The sequence below is a fragment of the Litorisediminicola beolgyonensis genome (assembly GCF_042679605.1).
GTDB classification, from domain to species: Bacteria; Pseudomonadota; Alphaproteobacteria; order Rhodobacterales; family Rhodobacteraceae; genus Litorisediminicola; species Litorisediminicola beolgyonensis.
Genome location: NZ_JBHTMU010000002.1, coordinates 74,818 through 101,606, shown reverse-complemented (window position 1 = coordinate 101,606; position 26,789 = coordinate 74,818). Strand labels below are relative to the sequence as shown.

Here is a 26,789-nt window from a genome sequence, read left to right as displayed (position 1 = left end):
CCAAGAAAACTGAAACATTCGGATCAAGTCGCGTCGCGCGGCACGCATTTTTTCTTTGCGCCTCAGGGTTTTCTGACTAGCGTGAAAAATGTTCCCAGTGCTCACGAAAATGTTTGATATCCGATCGGCTTAACGACTATCCTTTCGGATATATCCGCGGCTGCCTTTCGCTCACGGTCGCGGTGCACCATCAATTCAGTTCTGTACTCCGAGACCCCGGTCTCGGGCCGAGTATCTTTTTAAAAATGCGCTGATTTTGCGCTCGATACGTGATGTCGCGCGCCATTTTTTTTGGAGCTGCTGCCATGGCCCATCCCTTCGGAGATCCGTCCCATCGCGTCGATTGGACCAGCGAGTCTGAACAGTCGTTCGGAACCCTGCCGCGGCTGAAAGCTCTGAAACGAAAACCAGCTACGGCACAGGCGGAGGGGCGCCCCGCCAAGTTGAGCTTCGAGCCGCTGGAGCCGCGCCTGCTTCTGGCGGCTGACCTGTCCTTCGGGGCCGCAACCGATCTGACGCTCGAATACAACGCCACCAACGAGATATTTTCGCTGACCGACGGCTCCGGCGCCGTCTCGACACGGCTGCTCTCGGAGCTGGTGAATTCGCAGCTCTGGATCGAAGGCACCGCCGGGTCCGATACGCTGCGTCTCTCGGCGGCGTCGGGCGGCAACGCGGCGGTGCCGGATGGCATCGAGATCATCTTCGACGGCGCCGGGGGCAGCGACACCCTGGCCCTGACCAGCGTGTTGAGCATTTTCTCGGGCGGCGGCGGCACCATCAGCGCCGATCTTGGCCCGAACGGAGAAGTGACCGCGAGCGAGAACACTGACATGTCGCTCAACGACAATACGCTGGTCGTCGGCAGCGCGACCCAGACCAGCGACGACGGCGATGTCGTGGTCCGGTTCGACGAGGACCTAAGCATCGACGGCTCCGACACCCGCCAGCGCGCCTTTACGACCAACACGATCGCCAACGCGGTCCTGACCGGTGGCAACAGTGCCAACACGATCGACGCCTCCGACTACACCGGCGAGGCCACGCTTTCGGGGGGCGGGCAGGCGGACACGCTGATCGTCGGGCTGACCGGCACAACGCAGGTCGACGGCGGCAACGGCACCGACACGCTGATCGTCGAGGGCACCTCCGGAGCCGACATCATCGACGCCTCCGATCTGCCCGATACCGTCACCGGGATTGAGGCCATCACGCTCAAGGGTCTCGGTGGCGGCGACGAGTTTACTATCGCGAGCAGCCTCTTTGGCGTCGATCTGCGGGTCGAGGGCAATGGCGGGACCGACAGCGTTCTGATCGACGCGGAAGGCACCGATGACAGCCAGACCCTGTCGGGGACCGACCTGGTCGTGTCGCTCGGCACCAATCCCACGGTCACCGTCGATACCGCGACCACCGAAAGCGTCGAGATCTTCAATGACTCGGCCATCACTGACGACCGCGATGCGGTCGTTGCCGCGCTTGAGGACCTGGCGCTCCGCGAGTCGTCCTTCTACGCGCAGGAGGGCTACGATGAGCGGGTGCCGCTCAGCACGCTCAGCCTTGCCGATTGGGCCCGCCCCGGGTCGGTCATCTCCTTCGACACCGAGCTGGCCGATCTCGGGATTTCCGGCGATCTGACGGTCACCGTCGGCGGGGCCTCTGCCACGCTCGAGACCTCGACCAGCATCAATGTCGCCGGCCTTATCGCGCGCGCGGCCGAGGCCTTCGCCGATCTCGGCACGTCCGGCGTCACGCTCGAACTGACGGCCGATCGCTCGGGCTTCCTCTTGCGCGACGCCGCGGGCGACAGCATCGGTGTCTCCGGCACGGGTGTGGAGCCGCTCGGATTCTTGGGCAGCACCAGCAGCGGCGGCATTCTGACCGGCGGTCGCGTCGCCAAGGGCGGTCTCTTCAGTCATCTGGCCGAGGTCGACCTGGACGCGACCAACGGCAATACGCTCGACAAGATCGAGGCCGAGATCGAGGCGATGGCCAGCAGCTGGTTCGCGACCGGCTATGCCGATGCCGGGGTCAGCGCGGGCAACGTGACGCGGGTCTCCTCCTCGGCGGTCGTGACGGTCGCGCTCAGCCGCGTGCGCGATGCCGCGGGCGATCTGTCGCTCGTCATGGAGCTGACCGTCGATGCCGAGCAGAGCTCGGACGTTTCCCTGAGCGGCTCGCCGGAACTGGTCGAGCAGGACGTGAAGGCGGCCGACAACGCCACGGTGCGGATGAAGGCCGAGACCGATATCGCGCTCAGCTACGATATCGGCGCGTCCACGGTCGAGATCACCCAGATGGACACGCGCCTGACCACCGTGTCGAACGCGCTCTCGGGCAAGACGGTCACCGTCGGCCTTCTGGGCGGCACATTCGGGACCGGCAACTCCGTCAATGTGGGACTGACCGCGACCTCGACCGATGGCACCACATCGACGTTCGCCCAGCAGGGCACCAGCGCGTCTCTGAACTTCGTCGCCGATACGAGCGTCTTCGAAACCGCCGCCACCGGCACCACGCCTTATGCCGGGCTGAGTGACACGATCACGCTCGATCTCGCGCCGGGCGTGTCGTCGATCTTCACCACCGAGCGTCTGCTCGACCTGTCGATCCCGACCGAGCTGGAGCGTTTCACCCATCTCTCCGCCGACGACGCCTTTACCCTGATCGCCGAGTTCGCCGCCGCGCTGGGCAATATCGAGAGCAGCGATGCGCTCGGCCAGTCGTTGCCCTATCTCGAGGGCGCGCGTCCGGTGAACGAGGTGCAGGAGGTGACCGTCACCAAGGGCACTGGCAGCACCTTCAGCCTGTCCTTCGGCGGGCAGACCACCACTGCCATCACCTACGGGACCGACGGCGCGGGTGCCGACGCGGTCCGCGACGCGCTCGTCGCGCTGGCGGGCTACGTCGCGGGCGATTTCGACGTGACCAAGAGCTCGGGCAGCGCGACCGAGGCGGTCTATCGCATCGGCTTCACCGGCACGCTTGCGGGCCGGGCGCAGAGCGCGATCACCGGCACCTATGGCGGCGGCAGCGTCACTTCGGCCGAGGTCCAGGCCGCCGGTCTCGAAACCGATGGCGGCTCGGTCTCGCTATCCGATGTCGCCAGCCTCTCGGCGCGGCTCGACGCCATGCTGGACGAGCTGCAGAACGAGATCCAGGAGGTGACCGTCACCCCCGGCGCCGCGACCGGCATCACGCTGACCTTCGATGGCGCCACCACGGGGACGATCTCGCTCGGGAGTGGCGGACCTTCGGCCGCGGTCATCCGCGATGCGCTGGGCAATCTCTCCACCAGCGCGACGACCTACACAGCCGACGATTTCCTCGTGGCGCGTCTCGCCGACAGCGGCGGCAAATATGTCTACCGCATCCAGTTCATCGGCCAGCTGACGGGCGAGGATCAGGGCGCGATCACCGGCGCCGCGGTGGGCGGCAGCGGCGGCGCGGTCTCGGTCACCGAGGTCGAGAAGGGTGGTCTCTTCACCAGCCTCAAGGAGCTCTCCGGAGACATCCAGCGCGCGCTGGGCATGGCGAGTGGCCCGGTCTTCGGCTACGACGCCGCGACGGGCACGCTCAGGATGCCGATCTCGACCTCGGAGAGCGGCACGCTCGAAGCCTTCGTCGACACCGAAAGCGAAGGCCAGATCGGCGATCTGACCGATATCGTCGAGACCAAGAGCGGCGCGCCCGCCACCGTGACGCTCGACGCGACCAGCGTGCTCGACATCGTGGTGGGCTTCGACCTGACCGCCGATCTCGACGCGACCGTCGGCGTCCCGACGATCACCGACGACATCAAGGATCTTCTGAACACCGCCGGTGGCGTCAACCTGCCCGAGGATGGTGTGCTTTCGGGCGACGCGATCTTCCAGCTGGTGGTCGATGGGGTCGTGGGCACCGGCAGCGTGACCGCCACCGGCACCGACACGATCACGGTCAGCGGTCTCGGCGACCAGGCCGCGGCCTATATCGGCCAGTCCGTGCGGATCGGTACCGGCACCGCGCTCCATGCGATCACCAATGCCGCCGCCTCCGGCAGCACCATCGTCCTGACCCTCGACCAGACGCTCAGCCCCTCGGCCAGCGTCGGCGACGCGATCGCGGTGATCGGCAACATGGCCGTCGAGGTCATGCTCGAGGATGCGCCCGCGACCTCGCGCGCGACGGTCGAAAAGACCGTCTCCGCCAACGACGCGACGTCCGAGCAATTCGAGGTTACCGGCACCATCGCCGCCACGCCCGACGGCGTGCAGTCGGCCGATTCCGCCTTCGATATCGTTCTCGGTCTCGACAACGGCGACAAGGTCCGCTGGTCCTTCCTGCTCGAAGCCGGGCTGACCGATGGCACCGCCGCCGACACGAGCTTCCAGGATCTCGGCGCGGGCGACGCGATCGTCTGGGACAGCGGCTTCGCCGACGGCCAGTCCGCGCAAAGCACGACCGAGGCCGTGCTCCGGTCCGAGAACATCCTCCTGAGTGCAGGCCGCGGCTGGAACGTGACCCTGTCGCTGAACGAGGGCGACGTCCTCGGCACGCCGACCAAGGACTACGTCCTCAACATCGACGCGCCGACCGGAACCACCCAAAGCGCGCTCCTTGCGAGCTTTATCACCAAGATTCAGTCCGAACTGACCGGTCTCGAACTCGGCTCGAAAGTCTCCGTCGCGGCGGTCGGCGGCGAGCTCGAGTTCAGGACCAAGGTAGCCCCGAGCGCGGGCAAGAGCGTTTCGATGGCGCTGAGCGATGCCTCCGCGAATTTCGCCAATACCAGCATCGACGACCTGATCGACAACCTGAACGCGCAGCTCGCCAGCGCGGGCCAGCCCGTCGATCCGACCGACGACACCGTCACCTATTCCGCCGCGACCGCGCTCGACACGCTTCTGGTCTTCGGAAAGACCACGATCGACGGCGAAGAGCGTCTGACGCTGCGCGTCAAGAATACCGCGATCAGCCTGACCGAGACCGGCCAGAGCGCCGCGACCGGCAAGGTCACCTCGCTCGGCTTCGAGAGCGCGCCGGGCGACCCCGCGGGCTACGAGATGGGCTTCGTCGGCGGTCAGAAATTCACCGAGACCGGGTCGATCAGCTCGTCGTCGATGAGCGGCGAGTCGGTCACCCTCACCGTCAGTATCAACGAGTCCATCGGCACCAGCGGCGGCGAGCTTGTCGGCCGCGTGATCGAGATCCTCGACGGCGATCTCGCCGGTCTGCGCGCGCTGGTCCTGGCCGACACCGTTTCAGGCACGAGCCGCGTGCTCGAAGTGTCGGGCGCCTCGATCGAAGCGGCGATCCGCGACGGCAATACCGCCCTGAACGCGGCCAATATCGACCTCATCGACCCCGATACGCTGATCCTCGAAAGCTCGCTCTACCGCTCCGTCGCCAGCGTGTTGCAGGACGAGTTGCAGACCGCGCTCGACGACGCCCTCGGGGAGGGCATCGCGGTGGCCGAGCGGCTCGACAACCGACTGGTGATCCAAGGCGCGAGCGCCGAGCAACTGGGCCTGCGCGTGCTGGCCGCCGAGGGCCATGACGACCGCAACATCGCGGGCGTTCTGACCAATTCCGCCTTCAGCGAGATCGGTCTCGCCGAGAACGCGCTGGGCCTTCAGGGGGCCTCCAGCCTCTTCCTCGACCGCTCGACCACCGGCGGGATGGAGATCGGCTACGGCGTCAGCCTCTCCGCCGCGAGCTTCGACGTGGTGGCGAATTACGGTCTTCTCGGGATCACCGCGACGGGCAGCCTCGGTCTCTCCGGCGGGCTCGAGTTCAACCTCAGATCCAACGGCACGCTTCTGGCGACGGTCACCGACAACCTCGCCAGCGCGGCGATCTCCGACCCGTTCAACATCCGCGTCGGCGACGGCGACCTGGTGACCTTAGGCGGCACCGCGACCAGTTCGCTGAGCTTCAATTCCATCGCCGCGCAGGGCGGCTTCATCACGCTCGGAACCACCGCGCCGTCGCTTTCGGTCGGACTGCCGAATTGGCTGACAAGCCCCACGGTGCCCACGCGGATCAGCGCGAACGCCATGGCGACGACCACGGGCACGCTGGACGGGGAGGCGAATTTCCGTATCTCGATCAACGGCTCGCGCGGCTTCCTCGTGTCGCTCAAGGCGGGCAGTTACGGCAGCCTGACCGGCATCGCGAGTGAATTGAACGCGGCGCTCGCGAAGGCGCGCGATCCGGAAACCGGAGCGGAGGAGGATCTCAGCCTCTGGATCACCGCCGAGGTCGCGAACAACAAGATCCGCTTCACCTCGACCGTCGGCAATCCCGACACCTATGTCTCGGTCCTGGTCATCGACCCGCAGATCAGCGGCGATGACATCGTCGATGGCGCCAAGGAGCTGGGCTTCACAAAGCGGCAGCAGACGCCCAGCCGCGCCCTGACGGTCTCGAAGACCAATGCCGCGGTGCTCGACACCTTCACCCGGATCACCGCCCAGGACATTAACGCCCAGCTCGAAAAGCTGGTGACCGATGTGCTTGCCAAGCTCGACGACGCCAACAAGACGAAAAAGCTGCTCGACACCGATCTGCCGCTCCTGAAGGAATCCGTGCTCGATCTGCTCGACATCTCGGACGCTTTCGCCGATGCGCTGCGCGACTTCGATCCCGACCAGGTTATCAACGTCCAGGCGCTACGCGATCAGCTGGCGGCCGCCGGTCTCGGCACCATTTCCGTCTCCGCCACGCATGGCAGCGGCGTGTCCCACCTGACCGTCGGGATCGACGATTTCATCGTCTCGATCCAGGACGGCGCGGCCAAGCTGCGTCTCGATCTCGAGGCGCTCGCGGCGGCGAACTCGGACACCAATTTCGGCGGCACGCTTGCCGATTACGGCATCGTCGCCACCGATTCCGAGCTGCTGATCCTGAATGCCGAGGCGCTTCTCGATCTCGACCTGCGGATCAATTTCGGCGGCTCCTCCGTCACCAGCGACGTCCTCGAAGACAGCGAGATCAGCTTCGAGGTGGAGACGAGCCTTGCCGGCTCGCCCGCCGGAGACACGATCCAGGTCGGCCCGGCCACGCTGAAGGCCGTCGGCGCCAGCGCCGAGCTTTCCGGCAACAATACCTCCGCGCAGTTCAGCGTCACCTTCGATAAGGACCTCCGCCTGAACGGCACCGGCTTCAACGCCGCCGTCACCGCGACCGCCACCGGCTTCGCCGACGCGCTCCTGCCGCTCTTCCTCGCCAATGGCCGCGACCCGCTCCAGGGCGACATCGGCAGCGCGACCGGCGCGTCGTATGATTCCACAACGATGCGCACCACGATCACTGCGGTCGGGGTCAACCAGTCGAATTACGCCGGACATATCCTGCGAGTAAACTCCGGCGCGCTTGCGGGAAACTCGTTCGAGCTCAAGAAAAACAACGCGGTCTCCTACGATGCTACGACCGGCGTCACCACGATCGTGGTCCTTGGCGACGCCAGGACGATTGCCTCGGGCGACAGCCTGACGCTGGTCAATCCGATCCGACTCGAGATCGACGACCTGGCGAACTACCTGACCGCCGCGTCCAACGGCAGCACGACGAATTTCACTCTCAATCTGCCCAAGTCCGATGCGATTGACGGGCTCCTCGGGCCCATCGACCAGATCGCCAATCCCGATGCGGTGATCGCCGGGATCGACGAGTTCTTCTTCCTCCTCGAAGGCGCGCTCGACGATGTGGTCTTCACCCGCGGATCGCTGCCGATCATGGGCGAGGCGATGGACGGCCTCGGAGGCCTGATTTCGACCACCCTGCGCGCGCAGCTTCTGCTCAGCTACATCCGCGAATATCTCGGCGTCGCCGCGCGGCTGGACATCACCTCGCCGGCCGAGATGACCGCCGCCCAGACCGTCGACCTGATGCAGCGCGCGCTCTACGAGGCCTTCGGGACCGGCAAATTCGGTCTTGGCCTCACCAGCGCCGGGAAGGCCAGCGACGTGGTCGCGACGGTCACCTCCGGCACGACGACGAAGACGTCCAAGCAGACCACCGGCTACAACAACCTCCTTTCCGACCCCGAGGCGATCGACGACATCTCCTTCGATCTCGACTTCAGCCAGTCGAAGATGGACGTCAACGCGCTGATCGACCGCTGGATTTCGATCACCGACGGGACCCAGAACGGCGAGAAAACGCTCTTTTCCGAGCTCGCCGCGGCGCTCCGCGCGCTGCCGGAGTTCGAGACCTATTTCGACATCGGCGACACGCTCCGGGCGGTGAACCTGACGATCGACGCGGGCGTCGAGCTTCTGATGGGCTTCAACTTCGATTTCAACTTCGGCTTCAGCCGCACGCTCGGATTCTATTCCGACGTGTCCGGCGCGGACGAGCTGGTCATCGACATCGAGGCGCGGATCATCAACGAGGCCGGGACCGACCTCGAAAAGCACGAGGGCTCGCTGTCCTTCTTCTCGGCCGATGTGCTCGACTTCACCGATCTCTTGAGCGGCAGCGGGGCGAACGTCACCGGCGACAAGCTGACGCTGACCGCGACCGGAAGCGGTATCACCATCGGCAATGGCAGGATCGCCGAGGCCAACATCGCCGAGTTCCTGCTCGCGCTCGGTACCCCGCAAAGCGCCACGAAGATCGCGGTTGCCTCCGGGGATGTGGAGGTTGCCAGCGGTCAGCAGAGACTCAACATTTCTTACACCTCCAACGCCAATATCCTGCCGATCCTGAACAAGCCGGGGCTGGGTTACAAAGTCAGCTTCACCAATGCCAGCGGCGCCGAGGTCGCCACCGGCAAGGCGATCTTCGAAGCGAACGAGACTCTGAACAATCGGCTGAAATTTACCCTCAGCGACGTGACCGGATCGGGCACCATCGACGACGCGACGTTGAGCGGCTACTCGGTGACCTTCACCCTGCTCGACGATCATTACGAGAACTACCTCGGCGCGCTCGACACCGCGCGGGGCTACCGGATCGCGCTCCGCACCGGAGAGCCCACCGACACGGATGCCGGCTTCGAGATGTACACGATCACCGATATCGACCTGTCCGGCACCAACCCGGTCCTGACGCTCGACCGGACGATCACCGCTCCGACCGGCGCGGCGCTCTCGGGCGGCAAGATCGTCTGGCTCGTCGGCACGCCGCAATCGAGCTTCAAGGCGACCTACAAGATCGACATCGTCGATCCCGACCGCGAGGCCGGGGCCGACGGCATGGCGTCGATCTCGGAGCTGCTGAACACCACCGATTTCTCCTCGATCATCGACGCGCGGCTGAGCGCGATCACCGACATCAATCTCGAGGTTACGACCGAGCGGTTCGACCAGTTCCTCTCGGCGCCGCAGCTTCGGACCGATGCCAGCATCTACTGGCAAGTCATCGAACGCGCGCTGATCGACGCCGACGGCGCCGATCTCGAAGCGCAGCTTCAGGGCCGCGCGGCGCGCTATTTCGGCGATTCCGCGTTCCTGGACTCGGTCAAGCTGCTGGAGCTTCAGGACAGCAACCAGGTCATCAACGTCTCGACGCCGATGGTCGCCGTGCATGACGGCACGCGCAACTTCACCGATGGCGGTATCATCCGCATCGAGAACGCCACCGGCTCCTCGCCCGACCAGCCCGCGCCGATCCGGATCAAGGTCAACGACGTCTTCTCGATCTCCAAGACCTTGCCCGATCTCGCCTTCTCGAACCTCTCGAACGAGAACGAGGATGATTACAACGGGGCGGGCGAGCAGGGCGCGTTCCTCCTCAACCTGACAACCGGCGAGGACGCCGCCAAGGGCTCCGGCGTTCCCGGATATCGCGACAGCAAATACACTGCAAATACCGGCGATATATTCATCCTGCCCGAAATCTCGGATGTCCGCATCGACTCGGCCGGCGAGATCATCTTCGAGATCGAGATCGACGAGGTGCAGGGCCTCGCCAACGGCGTCCAGATCGTCCTTTGGGACACCTGGGCCGCGGGCCGGAACGGCGTCTTCCTGATCGACACCCTGGGCGCCGGAAGCACGACAAACGGTCTGACGACCTATACGTTCAAGCTCGTCGACATCAACGGCACCAAGCTGTCTATCCAGAGCCTCGGCTTCGATCCGACGGCCAGCTTCGGCGCGGTCACGGGCGAGTTCGACTCGGGCTATATCGATAACGTCAACGCGCCGACGGTGAACTTCGTCAACACGCAGATGAACCTCAACTCGGTTCTCGGCGATTTCGTCGCCAAGCTCTTGAACATCTTCAACGAATTCCTCGAACCCTTCGACTGGCTGATCAGCCCGACCGAGGGCATCCTGTTCAAGAAGGACCCGATCTTCACCTTCCTGAAGGGCCGCAACTATCGCTGGATCGACACGCTCGAGGAGCTTGCCGGGCTTGCGGGCAACAAGTCCGCCGCGGGCGGCGCCGCGGCCTTCGCGGCCCTCGAGTTCCTCGAGGCGCTGGGCACCATCCGCGGTCTCGGCGAACGGGTGGCGGAGCTGCAGGATTCGCTTGGAAACGACGGCGACATCTGGCTCGATGTCGGCGGCATGGTGGTGCCGGACGTGCGTGGCGCGTCCGACCTCGGCCAGTTCTTCGATCCCCAGACCACTCCGCAACCCGGCGGTATCTCGGTCGCCAGCGGCTCGTCCGCGACCTCGGAGAGCAAGTCCGGCTCGGGCACGTTCGACGGCAACACGATCAACTCGAAGACCACCACCCGCTCGCGCTCCATGAGCATCATCAACGGCGACATCTCGCTGTCCCGACAGGTCTCGAAAAAGACCGAGACGCTCGACCCGAACACCGGAAAGACCACGAAGACGAGCGAGCTGACCAAGGGCGGAAGCGCCGGGTTCTCGGGCGGATTCTCGCTGAGTTTCCCGATCCTCAACAAGCCGGAACAGACCCTGCGCATGCTGGTCGGCGCGGATGTCGATCTGTTCCAGCTCGGCCTGCCGACCTTCTCGATCGCGTTCGACGTCAGTGCCAAGAACACGGTCATGGCGGGCCCGGTGCCGGTCACCATCGGCGTCAGCTTCTCCATCGGGATCGAGATCGCGCTGAAACTCGGCATGGACACCGCGGGCTACCGCGATTTCGCGCGCACCGGCAATGTCGCCGATATCGGCAACGGCTTCTTCTTCCTCGACGTGGACGAGTTCACCGAGGGCGACGCAACCTCGCTCACGCCCGACCGCACGGGCCTGTCTCTAAACGATCCGGTCGAGCTGACCCTCAGCGCGACCGTTACCTTCTCGGCCGGACTCGGGATCAGCGGCTTCGCCGAGATCGGCATCCGCGCAGGCATCACCGGCTCGCTCTTCTTCAACTGGCACGATCCGGACTATGACGGGCGCATCCGCCTCGACGAGATCGCGGCCTCGACCTATCTCGCCGACGGATCGCAGAACGTCTTTGCGGTGTTCGACATCTCCGGCTCCGTGAGCTGGTTCTTCGAGTTCTACGTCGAGGTTTTCGGTGCCGAGGTCTTCTCGATCGACCCGTTCGCGCAGGCCGGGATCGACCAGACGATCTTCGCCTTCTCGATCACCATCGACCGCCCGCCCTTCATGTTCGCCGAGGTCGGTCGCGACATCCGCATCAACATGGGCGAGTTCGCCGACAAGCGGATCAACAAGAACACCACCGATGGCGACGAGGTCTTCACGCTGAGCCTGACCGGCACGACGCTGGTCATCACCGGCACCGTCGATGGCGTGAACCTGACACCGGGCGGTCTGGCCACGGGCGTGCCCATCATCAACGAGGTCGATGTCCGCGGCTTTGACCGCATTGTGATCTTCGCGGGCGAGGGCAACGACTCGATCACCCTCGCGGGCGACTGGTCCGGCTTCGCGGGCTCGATCCTGTTCTTCGGCGGCGCGGGCAATGACAGCTTCTCGGCGCAGGGCATGGCCGTGGCCGTGCGTGCCGTGGGCGAAGAGGGCGACGACACGCTCACCGGCGGCACCCAGGAAGACACGCTCGAAGGCGGTCTGGGCGACGACAGGCTGACGGGCAACGCCGCTGCCGACTGGCTCGAAGGTGGCGATGGGGACGATTCCCTCGTCGGCAATTTTGGGGCGGACAGCCTGCTCGGCGGCCTTGGCAACGACACGATGGAAGGCGGCGCCGACAGCGACACCTACATCATCGAGCAGCTCTGGGGCACCGATGTGATCCAGGGCGAGGCCGACAGCGACGCGGGCGCGGTCGACATCCTCGATTTCACCAAGGCGCGCGCCCGGATCAATCTCGAGATCCGTGCGGCTGGCATCACCGCAACCGACGATTTCGGCTTCACCGCTCCGGGTCTCGAAAACACCCTCACCGTCAGCAATGTCGCCATCGAAGAGTTCATCGGCGGGCGCCGCGACGACCGCTTCCTGATCGCGGCGGCCTCGAGCGACGGCATCCGCGTCGACGGGCGCGACGGCGGCGACGCCTATATCGTGCAGATGCGCGACGACGTCTCGAACGAGGATCTGCGGGGCGTCGTGACGATCAACGACACCGGCTTCAGCTTCTACACCGACACGCTCGAGATCGTCGGCACCGCCGATGCGGATGCCATCGCCATCACCGACGAGCAGATCCAGCTCGGCCAGGCCATGCGCGCCGTCGTCGTGCTCGAGGATGCCGGGATCGAGACGCTCTTCGTCAATGCCGGCGGCGGCGACGACACGATCTGGCTGCACGCGACGCTTGAGACCATGTCGGTCGAGATCAGCGGCCAGGGCGGCGACGACGACATCATCCTGGGCTCCGGCGCGACCGTCACCTCGGCGACCCGCCTCACCGCGCTCGGCAATAATGGCGACAGCACCGATACCGTCGCCGAGGTCCTGGGCTTCCCGCTCAACGCCTCGGACGAGGTCGATACGTCCCAGAGCCAGTTCGAGATCGTTCTCGTCGACAGCACCGGTGCCGAAACCGTCCAGGCCGTCAACCTGGCCGCCGCGACGGGCAGCGTTGCCGCGCTGACCGACAGCGCGACCATCGCCGACCTGATCTCGCTCCTGAACGCCTATCTCACCGACCTCACCGCGCGCTTCGTCACCGACGGCACCAATGGCCGGATCGAGATCAGCGCCGATGCGACCGGCGCGCATCTGGGCAAGGAGATCTTCGTCCGCGCGCTGCTCGACGCGGATAACGCACCGATCGCGACCGCGCTGGTGCTGGGCCTCGTGCGCCCCGCGACCCGCAGCGGCGACAAGACCACCGGCTACCGCCTGCACGCCCAGCTTTCGGCGGCGCAGGTCAACGCGCTCGACGCCGTCGGCGGCACCATCGACACCATCAAGCAATCCGCCGTGGCGGGTGCGCTCTTCGTGGCCGGTGGCGCGGGCGAAGGCGACCGGCTCATCGTGGATGACAGCGGCGACACCACCTCGGATGACGGGGCGGAGACCGGCATTCTGGTCGAGACCTTCCTGTCGGGCCTCGGCCTCGCCGAGGGCGTCGACTATCGCGAGTTCCAGAGCCTCTCGATCCGTCTCGGCCAGGGGGCTGACGTGTTCTTCATCGAGGGCACCCATCTGGGCGACACCACGCTGTCGGGCGGCGCGGGCGCCGACACGCTGGAGGTCGAGCGCATCTCTGGCACCACCTTCGTCGACGGCAATGGCGGCGACGACACGCTGACCGTGAACCGCCGCCTGACCTTCCCGCAGGTCGTGGTCGAAGAGCTGACCGTCGAAGGCGGGGACGGCACCATCGAGCAAGGCGCGAGCGGTGCGGATGGCGACATCTATCTCGACCTGTCGCTCTTCCCGGGGCTCGCTGATGTCAGCGACTTCTCGGCGCTCTCCGAGGACGAGCAGGCGGCGCTCGACCGCCTGATCCTGGCGCTGGGCGAAGTGGCCCTGTCGCTCGATGGCGCCGGCGCTCTGGAGGTCAACGACATCGCCCTCGACCGGCTGGACGAGGGGCTGATCGGCTTCGACCTGGTGCTGTCGCCCGCGGTCACCGACGCCACCACCTGGTCGCTCACCTTCGCGAACCCCGATTTCGACCCGTCCCAGCACATCGCGCCCGGGGTCAACCCGATCGGCGCGGAGCTGTCTCTGGACGGCCAGGGCGGCAGCGATCTCTTCAACATCGCGTTCGCCGGTGTCGGCAACGCGGTCATCAACGTGAGCGACAGCGACGGCTCGGGCGATCTGCTGAACGTTCAGGGCACCGCGCTCGACGATTACCTGCTCCTGCGCGCCAATTCCGCGCGCGGCTTCATCGCGTCCTTCAGCCAGAGCGACACCCATCAGGGCTTCGACCCCTCCGCGGGGATCGAGCGGATCAACTATGACGGCCGCATCGACGCGGGCATGATCATCAGCCTCCTGTCGGGCGACGACCAGATGGTGATCGACGACACGCTGATCGTCGCGCAGATCTCCGGCGGCATCGGCGACGACCGCTTCCAGGTCGGCCAGATCTTCGAGACCCGCCGCGACGGCCCGCAGACCACCGCGATCGGCGACGTGAACACCGATACCGGCCTCAGCGACGAGGACGCCTACGCCACCATCGCGACCACCAAGGGCTATCTCTCGAACGGGATCAGCGCCTCGATGCTGATCGACGGCGGCTCGGGCAACGATTATTTCGAGGTTCTGCATAACCTCGCGCCGCTCTCGCTGCGCGGCAATGACGGCGACGATGTGTTCCTGCTCCGGAGCTTCGCGCTTGAGGGCAGCCAGGACGACAAGCGCGAGGTCACGGACATCTCCGGCGGCGGCGGTGCGGACCTTGTCCAGTATGCGGTCAACGCGCCCGTCACCATCAATGGCGGCGACGGTTTCGACAGCGTCATCATCATCGGCACCGAGTTCGCGGACGATATCGTCATCACCCAGGAGGGCGTCTTCGGCGCCGGGCGCGACGTGCAGTTCTCCGAGGTCGAGAGCCTCACCGTGGACGGGGCCGAGGGCGACGACCGCTTCTTCATCCTCGGCACGCAAGAGGGCGTCCGCACCGAGATCGTCGGCGGTCTCGGCACCGACACCTTCGTCACCGGCGGCGACAGCCCGCCCGTGGTCGCCAACGACCTCAAGGGCCATTCCGGCCTGATCGCGCACAGCGTCGAGTCGACCATCAACGGCGGCACGACCCCGGGCATCTTCGACGGCGTCAATATCGAGGGCGTCTCGGCCAATGTGGTGGACGATGACGAGCCCGCCATCGCCTTCTTCGCCGACGGCCCGCTCGGCGATCTGCGCGTGGTCGAGGGATCGACCAGCTACGCCCGCTACAACGTCATCCTTACCCGCCGCCCCGAGCGCGAGGTCTCGATCACGCTCAGCGCGGTCCTGCCGGTCGCGGACGACCTGGCGAAGGGCTATTCCAACGTCCTTCTGTCGGCGAGCAGCGACTTCACCGGCGCCACCACCAGCCTGACCCTGACCTTCACGCCCGAGGATTGGGACAACGGCATCCTCTCGGCCTGGGTCTATGTCCAGGCGCCCGAGGATGCGGGCGAGGAGGGCGCGCATTACGCCGAGATCCAGCACAGCGTCATCAGCGCCGACACCTACGAGGGCGGCCTCGAGAGTGCCGCGTCGGTCGGCACGACGGTCTATCTCGATGCGGAGATCTTCGAGGATCTGGACCTGTCGGATGTCGACACCACCTCCGCCGATAACGACGCGAAACTGCGCGCCCTGATCGGTGCCGAGTTCGAGGTCACCAACGGGCCGGGCAAGGGCAGCTTCGCCTATGTCACCGATGCGACCTGGGTCTTCGACGCGAATTACGACACCGCGTCCTCGATCCTGGTCTCGGGCCAGAAATACCTGGTCGCGCTGACCCTCAGCACCGAGTTCGAGACCTATCCCACCGCGGAGAGCGAGTGGCTTCTGACGGTGACGGATTCGATCATCGGCACCGGCGTCGAGACCCGCACAGACACCTTCGAGGACCGCAACACCAATTTCGGCGTCCAGGGCGATGTCGAGACCGCGCCCTTCCTCGAAGGCAAGGTCTTCGCGGTGACGCATGGCACCACGACCGAATACGGGATCATTGCGTCCTCCACCAAGACGACGATCACGCTCGCAGCGCCGTTCACCACGTTCACCGGCGATGTGGCGGGCCTGTCCTACACGATCTACGACACCAGCGACGTCGCGGTGGCCCAGTCGGCTGGTGCCACGGTCCTGACCATCGAGGGCCACGTGTTCACCGGTCTCCTGACCGGCTCGGCCCAGCGTTCGGTCACCGATCCCGATGCGACGCTGACCGCCGGCGCGCTTGTCGGCGCGAAGATCGAGATCATCGCCGGTGCGGGTGCGGGCCAGACCGCGACCATCACCGCCAACGGCACCGACTGGTTCACCGTCGACCGCCCGTGGGATGTCGATCTGACCGACAGCTCGATCTACGCGATCCAGCGCTATCACGACCTCAAGGTCCCCAACATGGTGGCCAATATCGTCGACAACGACGCCACCGGCGTGGCCGTTCTGCGCTCGCAAGCGCAAATGGACGCCATCGAGGGCCAGACCGGCGACACCTACGACGTCTTCCTGACCCGCCAGCCCGACGGTCCCGTCTCGATCACGCTCAAGCCGCTCGCCGACGATTTCGGCGTTGCCCAGGTGACGCTCAGCGGCGCGCGCGGCACGCAAGATCCCGACGGCTCGCTCACGATCATCTTTAGTGCGTCGAACTGGAACCAGAAGGTCACCGTCACCGTGACGGCGATCGACGACACGACCGTGGAAGGCGCGCGGTTCACCGTGATCACGCACACGGCCATGAGCGCGCTGGACAAGGACAAGATCGTCGCGGAATCCGATGCGTTCCTACTGTCGGATGACCGCGACGCGACCGCAGTTGTCGAAGGGGTGACCATCACCTCGACCGGCACCGCGCAATCCTCGATCACGCTCAGCAGCGATGTGCAGATCACCGGCGGCACCGTGACGCTGGATGCCACCGACATCGAAAACCAGATCATCGCGCTGCCGAGCAACACGGTCGGCGGCACGTTCTTCCTGACCTATCAGGGCGAGCGCACCGCGAACCTCTCCTTCGACATCGGCGCGGACGCGCTGAAAGCCGCGCTCGAGGCCCTGCAGACGCTCGGTGAGAACTCGGTCGGCGTCAAGAAGACCGCAACCGGCTGGGAGATCGAGATCAACGCGCAAGGGCCCGTTGCGCTGCAGGCCAATGGCGACGGGCTCGTCGTCCTCGATGTCGACAACCCGGTCATCACGGTCGAGATCGACGGCGTCGCGCTCGCCATCGGCCGCTTCACCGTCTTCGGCAATGTCGTGACCTTCACCGATGCCAATGGCGCGCCCGAGTTCCAGTCGGGTCTCGTGACCGTCGACTACAAGCGCCAGCGCGACGGGTTCGACGGGCTTGTGGCCGACAGCCTGACCGTCCAGACCGGCGACAACGACGCGCCGGGCGTGGTGGTCGAGGAAAGCGGCGGCTCCACCAATGTCATCGAGGGCAAGACCGCGGGGCAGGCCGGCTATTCCGACACCTATACCGTGCGCCTGACCAAGGCTCCGCCCGAGGGCGAGACCGTCACCATCCGCATCCGGCCCGAGGACACCCGTACCTCGACCGGTCCCATCGCCTATTTCGAGCCGCAGGTGGCGTTCCTCGATGGCGGGGCCAACCAGGAGCTTCTGGCCGACGGCACGCTGCTGCTGACCTTCACCGCGGACAACTGGCAGGCCGGGATCACCGTCACCGTCATCGCCGTTCAGGACAGCGTGATCGACGGGCAGGACAGCATGTCCTTCCCCGACATGCCGAACGTCCTGAACCGCATCCGCGGTCCGCTGATCATCGACGGCAGCGGCGGCAACGGTTCGCTCGCGGGTCTCGGCAACGCGGTCCTGATGCCGGGCGAGATCGACGCGCGGCCCGCCGACGACCAGATCGCCGAGATCTCGGACGACCGCTTGACCATCACCCTCTCGCTCGCGGCGATGCCCGATTACATCAAGATCGGCACGCCCGAGGAGAACCTCCTCAACAAGACCCTGACCATCTCCGACAAGGACAACCCCGAGAACGGCGTCTTCCGCCTGATCACCGCGGTCACCGTGTCCGGCGATGTCGTCACGCTGACCATCAACGAGGCCTTCGGCCTTTTGGTCATCGTCGGGACGCCGGTCGCGATCACCGAGAACTCGCTCAACTACTTCGTCAACGAGGCCGACCAGGTCGACACGTTGACAGCTGTCAACTCCGACTCGATCCGCGACGAGATCGGCGAGCTGACCGCCACCCGGATCACCGGCTTCGGCATGGTGCCCAACATCGCCATCGCCGGGAATCTGCAGCCGGGCGGGATCACCTATGGCAATCTCGAGCATGTCGAGCTGCGGCTCTCGGGCGGCGTCGACACGCTCACCGTGCGCAGCACCCATACCGGGACGACCCTGATCGACACCGCGGGCGGCGACGACGTGGTCGCGATCTACTCGACGGCCGGTCACACGACGCTCAATACCGGCGTCGGCTCGGACGTGGTCACCATCGGCAACCAGGAGCGCACGCTCGGCGCCGAGCGTGTCGTCGACGACATTCGCGGTCTCCTGACGATCAACGGCGATCCGCTGATCGCCGATGTCTGGACCTTCACAAATGGCAGCACCGCCGAGCAGACCAACGAGGTCCAGTATCTCACGCTCAACGCGGCGGGCGGCAGCTTCACCCTGACCGTCACCGTCGGCACCGTCACCCGGACGACAGCCAGCATCTCTCATACCGACGGCGCCCAGCCCAGCGCCGACGCCGTCAAGGCGGCGCTCGCGGCGCTGTCCAATGTCCGCACCGGTAATGTCGACGTCGTGCGCGACGGCGCCTCCTACCGGATCGAGTTCCTCGGCGCGCTCAAGGAGGTCGAGGTGGCCGAGCTCATCGTGGCGACCGGCGCTCTCGTGGCGCGGGACGAGACCGACAGCGTCACGCTTCTGGACGATCTCGACACCGCGGCGAACCGTCTTCTCCTGACGCAGGACTCGATCACCGGGCTCGGCATGAGCGGCGTGAACGAGACGCAGGTGGTCGAGGTCCAGGCCTCGGGCGGCAAGTTCACCCTCAGCTTCGATGGCGTCAGCACCATCGCGCTCGATCACGACGCCGAGGCCTCGGTCGTTCAGGCGGCGCTCGAGGCGCTCTCCTCCATCGGGCTCGGCAATGTCACCGTGACCCGCATGTCGCTCGGCTCGGATCTCGACAATGCCGGGACCGGCGGCAATGACGGCTCGATCTACGTCATCCGCTTCCAGGGCGAGCTTGCGGGCATGAACGTCTCCGAGCTTGTCGGGACGAGCGACGCGACCGATCCCCTGACCGCGCCGATCCTGGGCTCTGGCGGCACGGCGGCGGCGGATGCGGTGGCCAGCATCACCGTCACCACCCGCGACCAGGGCACCAATGTCGCCCCGGCGGACGAGGTGCAGGTTCTCGAGCTCTCGGGCACCAGCGGCCAGACCTTCCTTCTGGATTTCGACGGCGAAATCACCTCGGCCATCGAGATCAGCGACACCGACGGCCAGACGCTCGCCAATATCGTGGCCGCGCTCAACGCGCTCACCGCCTTCACGGCCGTGGCCGATGGCGGCACGATCACCGCGGACACCAACCTCGTGGTCGAGGAGCTGAGCAAGAACGGCGGCTACGCGCTGCGCTTCATCGGCGATCTCGGCGGCACGGATGTGGTGACCATGATCGCCCGCGGCGACGCGCCCGCGATCGTCTCGACCCTGCGCGAAGGCGGCGAGGCGGCGGTCACCAACCAGCGCCAGATCGTCACCGTCTCGGGCACCTCCGGCACCTTCCGGCTGGGTCTCGACTTCACCAATACCGAGGGCGACAGCTACGAGAACAAGCTCAGCGCCGACTGGGTCGATATCCGTGTCGGCGCGACGGCCTTCGAGGTCGAGAACGCGCTCCAGCGCATGTTCCTCGGCAGCCGCTTCGCCACCGACATCACCGTGGTCAAGACGCGCGGCGTCGATGGCGACGTCTACATCATCAATTTCGACGGCCTTCTGCGCACCGATGGCGCGGGCGACGGTCTCGTCGGCCTGCTGGAGGTTCTGCAGGTCAGCGCAGGTGTCTCGGTCTCGGTCGAGAGCCGCACCGACGGGATCAACTATTACGGCCTCGAGCAGCTGGTGCTGAATCTCGGCTCCGGCGACCAGGTGGTGAGCGTCCAGGGCACCACCGCCGAGACGGTCATCAACATGCAGGGCGGCAGCGACGCGATCTATGTCGCCTCGGATGCCGATCTCGATCACGCGATCTCGGCCCCGTCCTTCGACTATCTCTCCGGCGATCTCGACCGCATCTGGGGCGGGCTCACGCTCAATGCCGAGGGCGGCCGCAACCGCCTGATGATCTCGGACGAGGGCACTGGCACAGGTGACAGCGATATCCGCATCGGCACCGGGGCCGCGGGCGAGGTCGTGGTCACGGGTCTGGCGCCCGCCGCCATCGCCTATTCCGCCAGCGACAGCGGCGATTTCGGGCGCGGCGTCACCTACTGGACCAGCCAGTTCGCCGATACCGTGACGGTCACCGAGACCCATGCCCGCGACGGCGTGCTGACCGTGACCCAGCTCAATACCGGGGCCGGGGCCGACCGCGTCTATGTCTCACTCGACAGAAGCGACGGCTTCTTCGCGGTCAACACCCAGCAGGGCCACGACCTTGTCGATGCCGATGGCGTGGCATCGGGCACCACGGGCGTCCCGGTCGACGGCCTCGCCCGCACGAGCCGCGACATCGTGGTCTTCGGCGGCTTGGGCAACGACACGATCTACACCGGCTCGGCCAATGACATCGTCTTCGGCGATCAGGGCCGTGCGGTCTGGACCTCCGACGGCGAACAGATGCGCCTCGGCGGCGGCGGACGCGGAGACCGCATCTCGGCCGAAGCGGACATCCCGCTCGACATCCTCTTCAACTTCGACCCGACGCTTGTCGGCAATGACGGCATGGATGTCGGAACCTCCGGCAATGACGTCATCGCGACGCATCAGGGCACCGACCGCATCCTCGCCGGTGCGGGCAGCGACAATGTCGATGCCGGGACCGGCGACGATCTGGTGATCGGCGATCACGGTGTCGCCGACTACGTCGCGGGCGTCGTGCTGCGCCTTCAGACCACCGACGAAGAGACCGTCTCGGGCGGGAATGACACGATTTCCGGCCAGGCCGGGTCCGACACGATTCTCGGCGGCATCGGCAGCGACCGTCTTTATGGCGAGCGCATGGACAGCCTGCGCTCCGCGTCGAGCGCGGCGGCGGATGGCGACGACTGGATCCTCGGCGACAACGGCCAGATCGTCTTCTCCGGCGGCATCGTCACCCTGATCGAAAGCTTCGAGGACACGCTCGGCGCGGCCGATACCATCACCGGCTCTGCCGGGTCGGACATCGTCCTCGGCGGCTATGGAAGCGACAGCATCGACGGCAACGCGTCGGACAATCGCTTCTTCGAGCTCGATGGCGATGACATCCTTGTCGGTGACAACGGGCGACTGACTTTCACGGGTGGCGATCTGGTCGAGCTGCGCACGCTCGATGTGAACGAGAGTTTCGCCTCGAACGACACCATCCGCGGCAGCGCGGGCGACGATTCTATCCTGGGCGGCATCGGTGCCGACCTGATCTTCGGCGACCACACCAACGCGCTGCGCAGCGTGGAGAGTGCGCCCACCGATGGCGACGACTGGATCATCGGGGACAACGGCCGGATGGTCTTCGTCGCTACGCAGGTGTCTCTGATAGAGAGCTTCGACGACCAGGTCGGAGACGGCGACACCATCGCGGGCAATGCCGGTGCGGACATCATCCTCGGCGGCTATGGCAGTGACATCCTCGACGGCAACGCGTCGGACAACGCCCATGCGGCGATCGACGGGGACGATATCGTCATCGGCGATAACGGGCGGCTGACCTTCATCGGGGGCCAACTGGCGACGCTGCGCACGCTCGACGCGACCAATGACTTCCCGTCCGCCGACACGGTGCGCGGCAGCTCGGGCTCCGACATCCTGCTCGGCGGCATCGGTGCGGACGTGATCCACGGCGATCATGAGGGCGATCTGGAGACAGACAACGACGCTGCGGACATCATCCTTGGCGACAACGGCCAGCTGATCTGGGACGAGATCGCCGCGGACGGGATCGCCACCGAACTGGTGGCAGCCGGTGCGCTGGGCGCGCGTGACCTGAGGACCCTCGACGTGATCCGGACGCTCAATGCCGGGCAGGGCGCGGGCGACACGATCACCGCGCATCTGGGCGACGACCTGATCTTCGGCGGCGCCGGTGGCGACGAGATCCATGCCGGTCAGCAGAACGACATCGCGCTGGGCGATTTCGGCAAGATGGAGCTTCTCTCCAACATCGTGCGCCATGTCGATGTCACCGACAACGCCATGGGCGGCGGCGACGTGATCTATGGCGACGAGCACGAGGATGTGCTCATCGGCGGGGCCGGCTCGGACAAGATCGACGGGGACAATATCAGTGGCACCAACGACGAAAACGCGGTCAATTCCGGGCGCGACCTGATCTTCGGCGACAATGTCACGCTGGATCGGATCGGGACCGCGGGCGCGAATGAATATGGCGACCACGCGAATGTGCGCTTCCGCCTGGTCGATCCGGTGACAGGCCAGCTCTATGGCTCGGCGCTGAATGTCGGGCCGGACGGCGCGGCGCTGTATGACGGCTATGCGGGCGGCGACCAGTGGAGCTTCGCGCGGGTGGATCCGGACGGGCCCAGTGCCTGGTCGGATTTCCAGATCACGCTCCGGGATCACGACATCACCGTCGCGGCGGACAGCAACGTCTTCGGCGACGATGTCATCGCGGGCGGCGGCAAGGACGACCAGATCTTCGGCCAGCTCGGCAATGACACGATCCAGGGCGATGGCGGCCTGAGCGTCGGCGCCACCGCGTCCCGCGACGGGCAGACCGCGGACGGGACCTATGGTCTTCTGACCATCACGCCGAGCTTCGAGGCGGCGACCGATGGCGACGATTATATCGAGGGAAATGGCGGCAATGACGTCATCTTCGGCGGTCTCGGCCAGGACGACATCATCGGCGACAACTCCGATCTCTTCGGCCTTGGCACCTATGACAAGCGCGCGCCCTCGGGCAGCGACCTGATCTTCGGCGGCTCCGGTATCCGCATCGGGCGGAACGAATATGTCGAGACCCCGAGCGCGGGCGACACGGTCGACATCGCCATCGAGGATCGCCATTCGCGCGACGGCGACATGATCCTCGGCGACAATGGCCGCATCCTGCGCATGGTCACCGATGTCGACCAGAACGACGAGCCGCTGGACGGCACGGCCTACCTGGCCTTCGTCTATGACGTGATGCCCGACACCACGACCCAAGGCGAGCATTACAACCCGACCAACTTCGAAGGCTACGACGGTTCGCGCGGCAGCGAACGCATCGTGGTGCGGGTGGCGGATCTCCTCGACTACACGCCGGGCGGCGCGGATGTCGATCCGGAGAGCGCCCAGTTCGATCTCGGCGGCTGGGACGAGATCCACGGCGAGAGCGGCGACGACTCGATCTACGGCATGACCGGCAGCGATATCCTCTATGGCGACAGCGACGATGACGACATCATCGGCGGTTGGGGCCATGAGTGGATCTCGGGCGGCACAGGCCAGGATGGCGTCATCGGCGGCGACGGGCGGATCTTCACCTCGCGCAATATCGACCTGCGCGACCGGGCCGATCTGTCCGAGCCGCTCTACGGGATCGAGAAAGTCGATACCGGGCTCTTCATCTACACGCCGGGCAAGATCCAGCAATCGACCATCCATCTCGCGGGCGAGCTGAAGAAGACCGTCGATCTCACGCCCTTCTTCCCGGTGGATGCCGGAGAGGCGGGCACCTCGGATCCCTTCGCCAAGGTCGATGACGGCTCTCAGAACGACAACGACATCATCTTCGGCGGTCTCGGATCGGACTCGCTGCATGGCGGCTTCGGATCGGATGCGATCTCGGGCGCCGAGGCGATGGCCGCCCAAGTCACCGTGCCCGCGGGCGTCGGCGGCGCGGAGGGCCAGCTTGTCTTCACCAACCTGCCTTACAGCTTCTCGAACCCCGGCAACCCGGGCGACGTCCTGAACTTCGGCGGCGGCACCACCGCCGACGGCACCCTGCGCGCCAACGAGTTCGCGGCCTATGACGAGTTCAACCCGCGCCCCTACATCTTCTACGATCCGGGCAACGGCTTTGTCTTCGCCAGCTCTGACACCGCGGGCGCGGTGCCGTTCCTCTTGATGTTCGACTCCCAGGACGCCGCAGCGACCAACGATTATTCGCCGCAGAGCGATGGCGACGCGGTCCTGACCTACAAGCCGTCGGACGGCAATGACGTGATCTTCGGCGATCTCGGCCATGACTGGCTGGTCGGCGGCACGGGTCGCGACCGGATGTATGGCGGCTTCGGCGACGACATGCTCGATGCCGACGACGTGCGGGACGATCCGAACGATCCGATGAGCCAGGCGCCCGATACCTCGAACAGCTATGCCGACATCGCCTATGGCGGCGCCGGACGCGACGTGCTGATCGGCAATACCGGGGCCGACCGCCTGATCGACTGGGTGGGCGAGTTCAACTCCTACATCGTGCCCTTCGCGCCCTTCGGCGCCTTCCACATCAGCCGCTCGGTGCAGCCGCAGCTCTACGACTATCTCTATGCGCTGAGTGCCGCGGACGGGGCCGACCCGACCCGGTTCGTCGATACCGGCGGCGACGTGAGCCGCAACGGCGAGCCCTATGGCGAGATCGGCGCGGTCAACCAGCAGGATCCGTTCTGGCAGGACCAGACCGGCGCGCCGGACGATCCGCAGGCGGGCAACATCCCCGGCGGTGCGCGCGACGTCTTCGCGGCCGAGGATTTCAACTCGACCGATCCGGGCAACGGCAACGGCGGCGGCGGACAGACCACCGAGACGCAGACCCTGCACGGCTTCGCCGCCGACAGCGGCAGCTGGTCGGTGGAGCGCGGCGCGCTCGCGGTCGCGCCTGCGGCGCCCGGCGAGGACGCGGTGTCGGTCTATCACCTGCAGAACCCGCTTCCCGGCTATTTCGAGATCGCGGCGCTTCTGTCGGCCGACCACCCGACCGGTGGCTACGAGTCGAACGGCTTCATCATCTTCGACTACCAGGGCCCCCAGGACTTCAAGTTCGCCGGGATCAACCAGAAGCTCGACAAGATCCAGATCGGCCATCGCGATGCCTCGGGCTGGCATGTCGACGTGCAGGACAACATGCGGCTGAAGGGCGGGACCTTCTACAACCTGCTGGTCGCGGTGAACGGCACCACCGTCACCGTCCGCGTCGACAACCAGGTCTTCCTGTCCCACACCTTCGAGGCGCGGATCGCCTATGGCGTGCCGCAGGGGCTCAACATGGGCCTGATCGGGATCGGGGCCGACAACTCGATCACCCGTCTCGACAACTTCGCGGTGCAGGTCCTGCCGCCGAACCTCAGCTATGAGCGGGTCGAGAGCTTCGAGGCCGATGCAGGCGTCTTCGCGGCCGAGAGCGGCGACTGGAGCGTCGCGGACGGCTCCTACGGGACAGCGACGGACGGGGCGGTCAGCCTCTTCGATCTCTCCGCCGAGGCGGGTCTGCCCGCGGGCACGCTGGTCTTCGGGGCAAACTCCAAGCTCAAGCTCGGGGCCGAGATCGAGACGGCGGGCATCGCCGGTCTGGTCTTCGATTTCCTCTCGACCGACCGCTACAAGTTCGCCGCGCTCGACGTGGCGGGCGACCGGGTGCTGATCGGCCATGTCGAGGCGGGCCGAGGTGTCGTCATCGACGCCGAGATCGGCTTTGCCCTGGCCGACGGCGAGACCCACGAGATCTCGGTCCTTCTGAGCGGCAGCACCGTGTCGGTCGTGGTCAACGGCATCGCCGCCCTGAGCCACGCCTTCAGCGCGCTCACCGTCGATGGCCGCGCCGGTCTGGTGGCGCTCGACGGCGGCGTCCAGGTCCTGTCGGCGACCATCGCGACCGACGATCCCGCCATCGCGGTCGAGGAGGTCCTCGAAGAGGCCGCGCTCCGTGCCGCGACGCTCGGCTCGGGCCATGACGGCACCGAGCCCACCGAGGAGGAGCTCGCCGCATTGACCGCCGAGGCGATCCGTCGTCTCGGGGCCTTCCTCGGGCTCTCGGACGAGGTGGTGGCGACGCTGACCGCGCTCCAGCCGCAGCTTGCGGATCTGCAGGGCGATCTTCTCGGCAAGATCGACGGCGCGCGCATCCTGATCGACCGCGACGCGGCCGGACACGGCTGGTTCGTCGACCCGACGCCGGGCGACGACCGCGAGTTCGCCGGTCCGCTCCTGACGGCGAAGGGCGCGTCGGCGGCTGCCGAGCATATCGACCTTCTGTCGGTCCTGATGCACGAGTTCGGGCACCTGGTCGATCTGGCGCATGGCGACAACCACCTGATGTCCGAGACGATCTCGGTCGGCGAGCGGACCCTTGGCGTCGGCGTGCCCGAGCGCATCACCCCGAGCCTCGACACTCCGGCGCCCTCGGCCTGGGTCTTCGACGAGGATGGCGGCCTGATCGATCCGGGCGAGGCGCGTCTCCTGCGCGGGCTCGGCACAGATCTCGCGGCGCTTCTGGCCGAAACCGGCGCCTCGGAGGTTGCCCAAGGCGCGGCTCCGGCCATGCTGCCGATCCCCGAGAGCGACGCGCCGGAGGCCGAGGCCGAGGCGCAGCGCGCCGAGCTCGAGGGGGCGCTCGGGAGCGGTCTGGTGAACTGGTCCGAGCGTTTCGGGACACGAGGCAGTTTGTAA

General features: G+C 66.2%; 1 protein-coding gene. It reads left to right on the top strand.

Features of this window, described 5'->3' with window-relative positions; translation table 11 throughout:
- Window positions 1–443: 443 nt before the first annotated feature.
- Entirely contained in the window at window positions 444–26,789 is a 26,346-nt protein-coding gene (locus tag ACFQ4E_RS01885) for an LEPR-XLL domain-containing protein (protein WP_386801220.1), read from the top strand.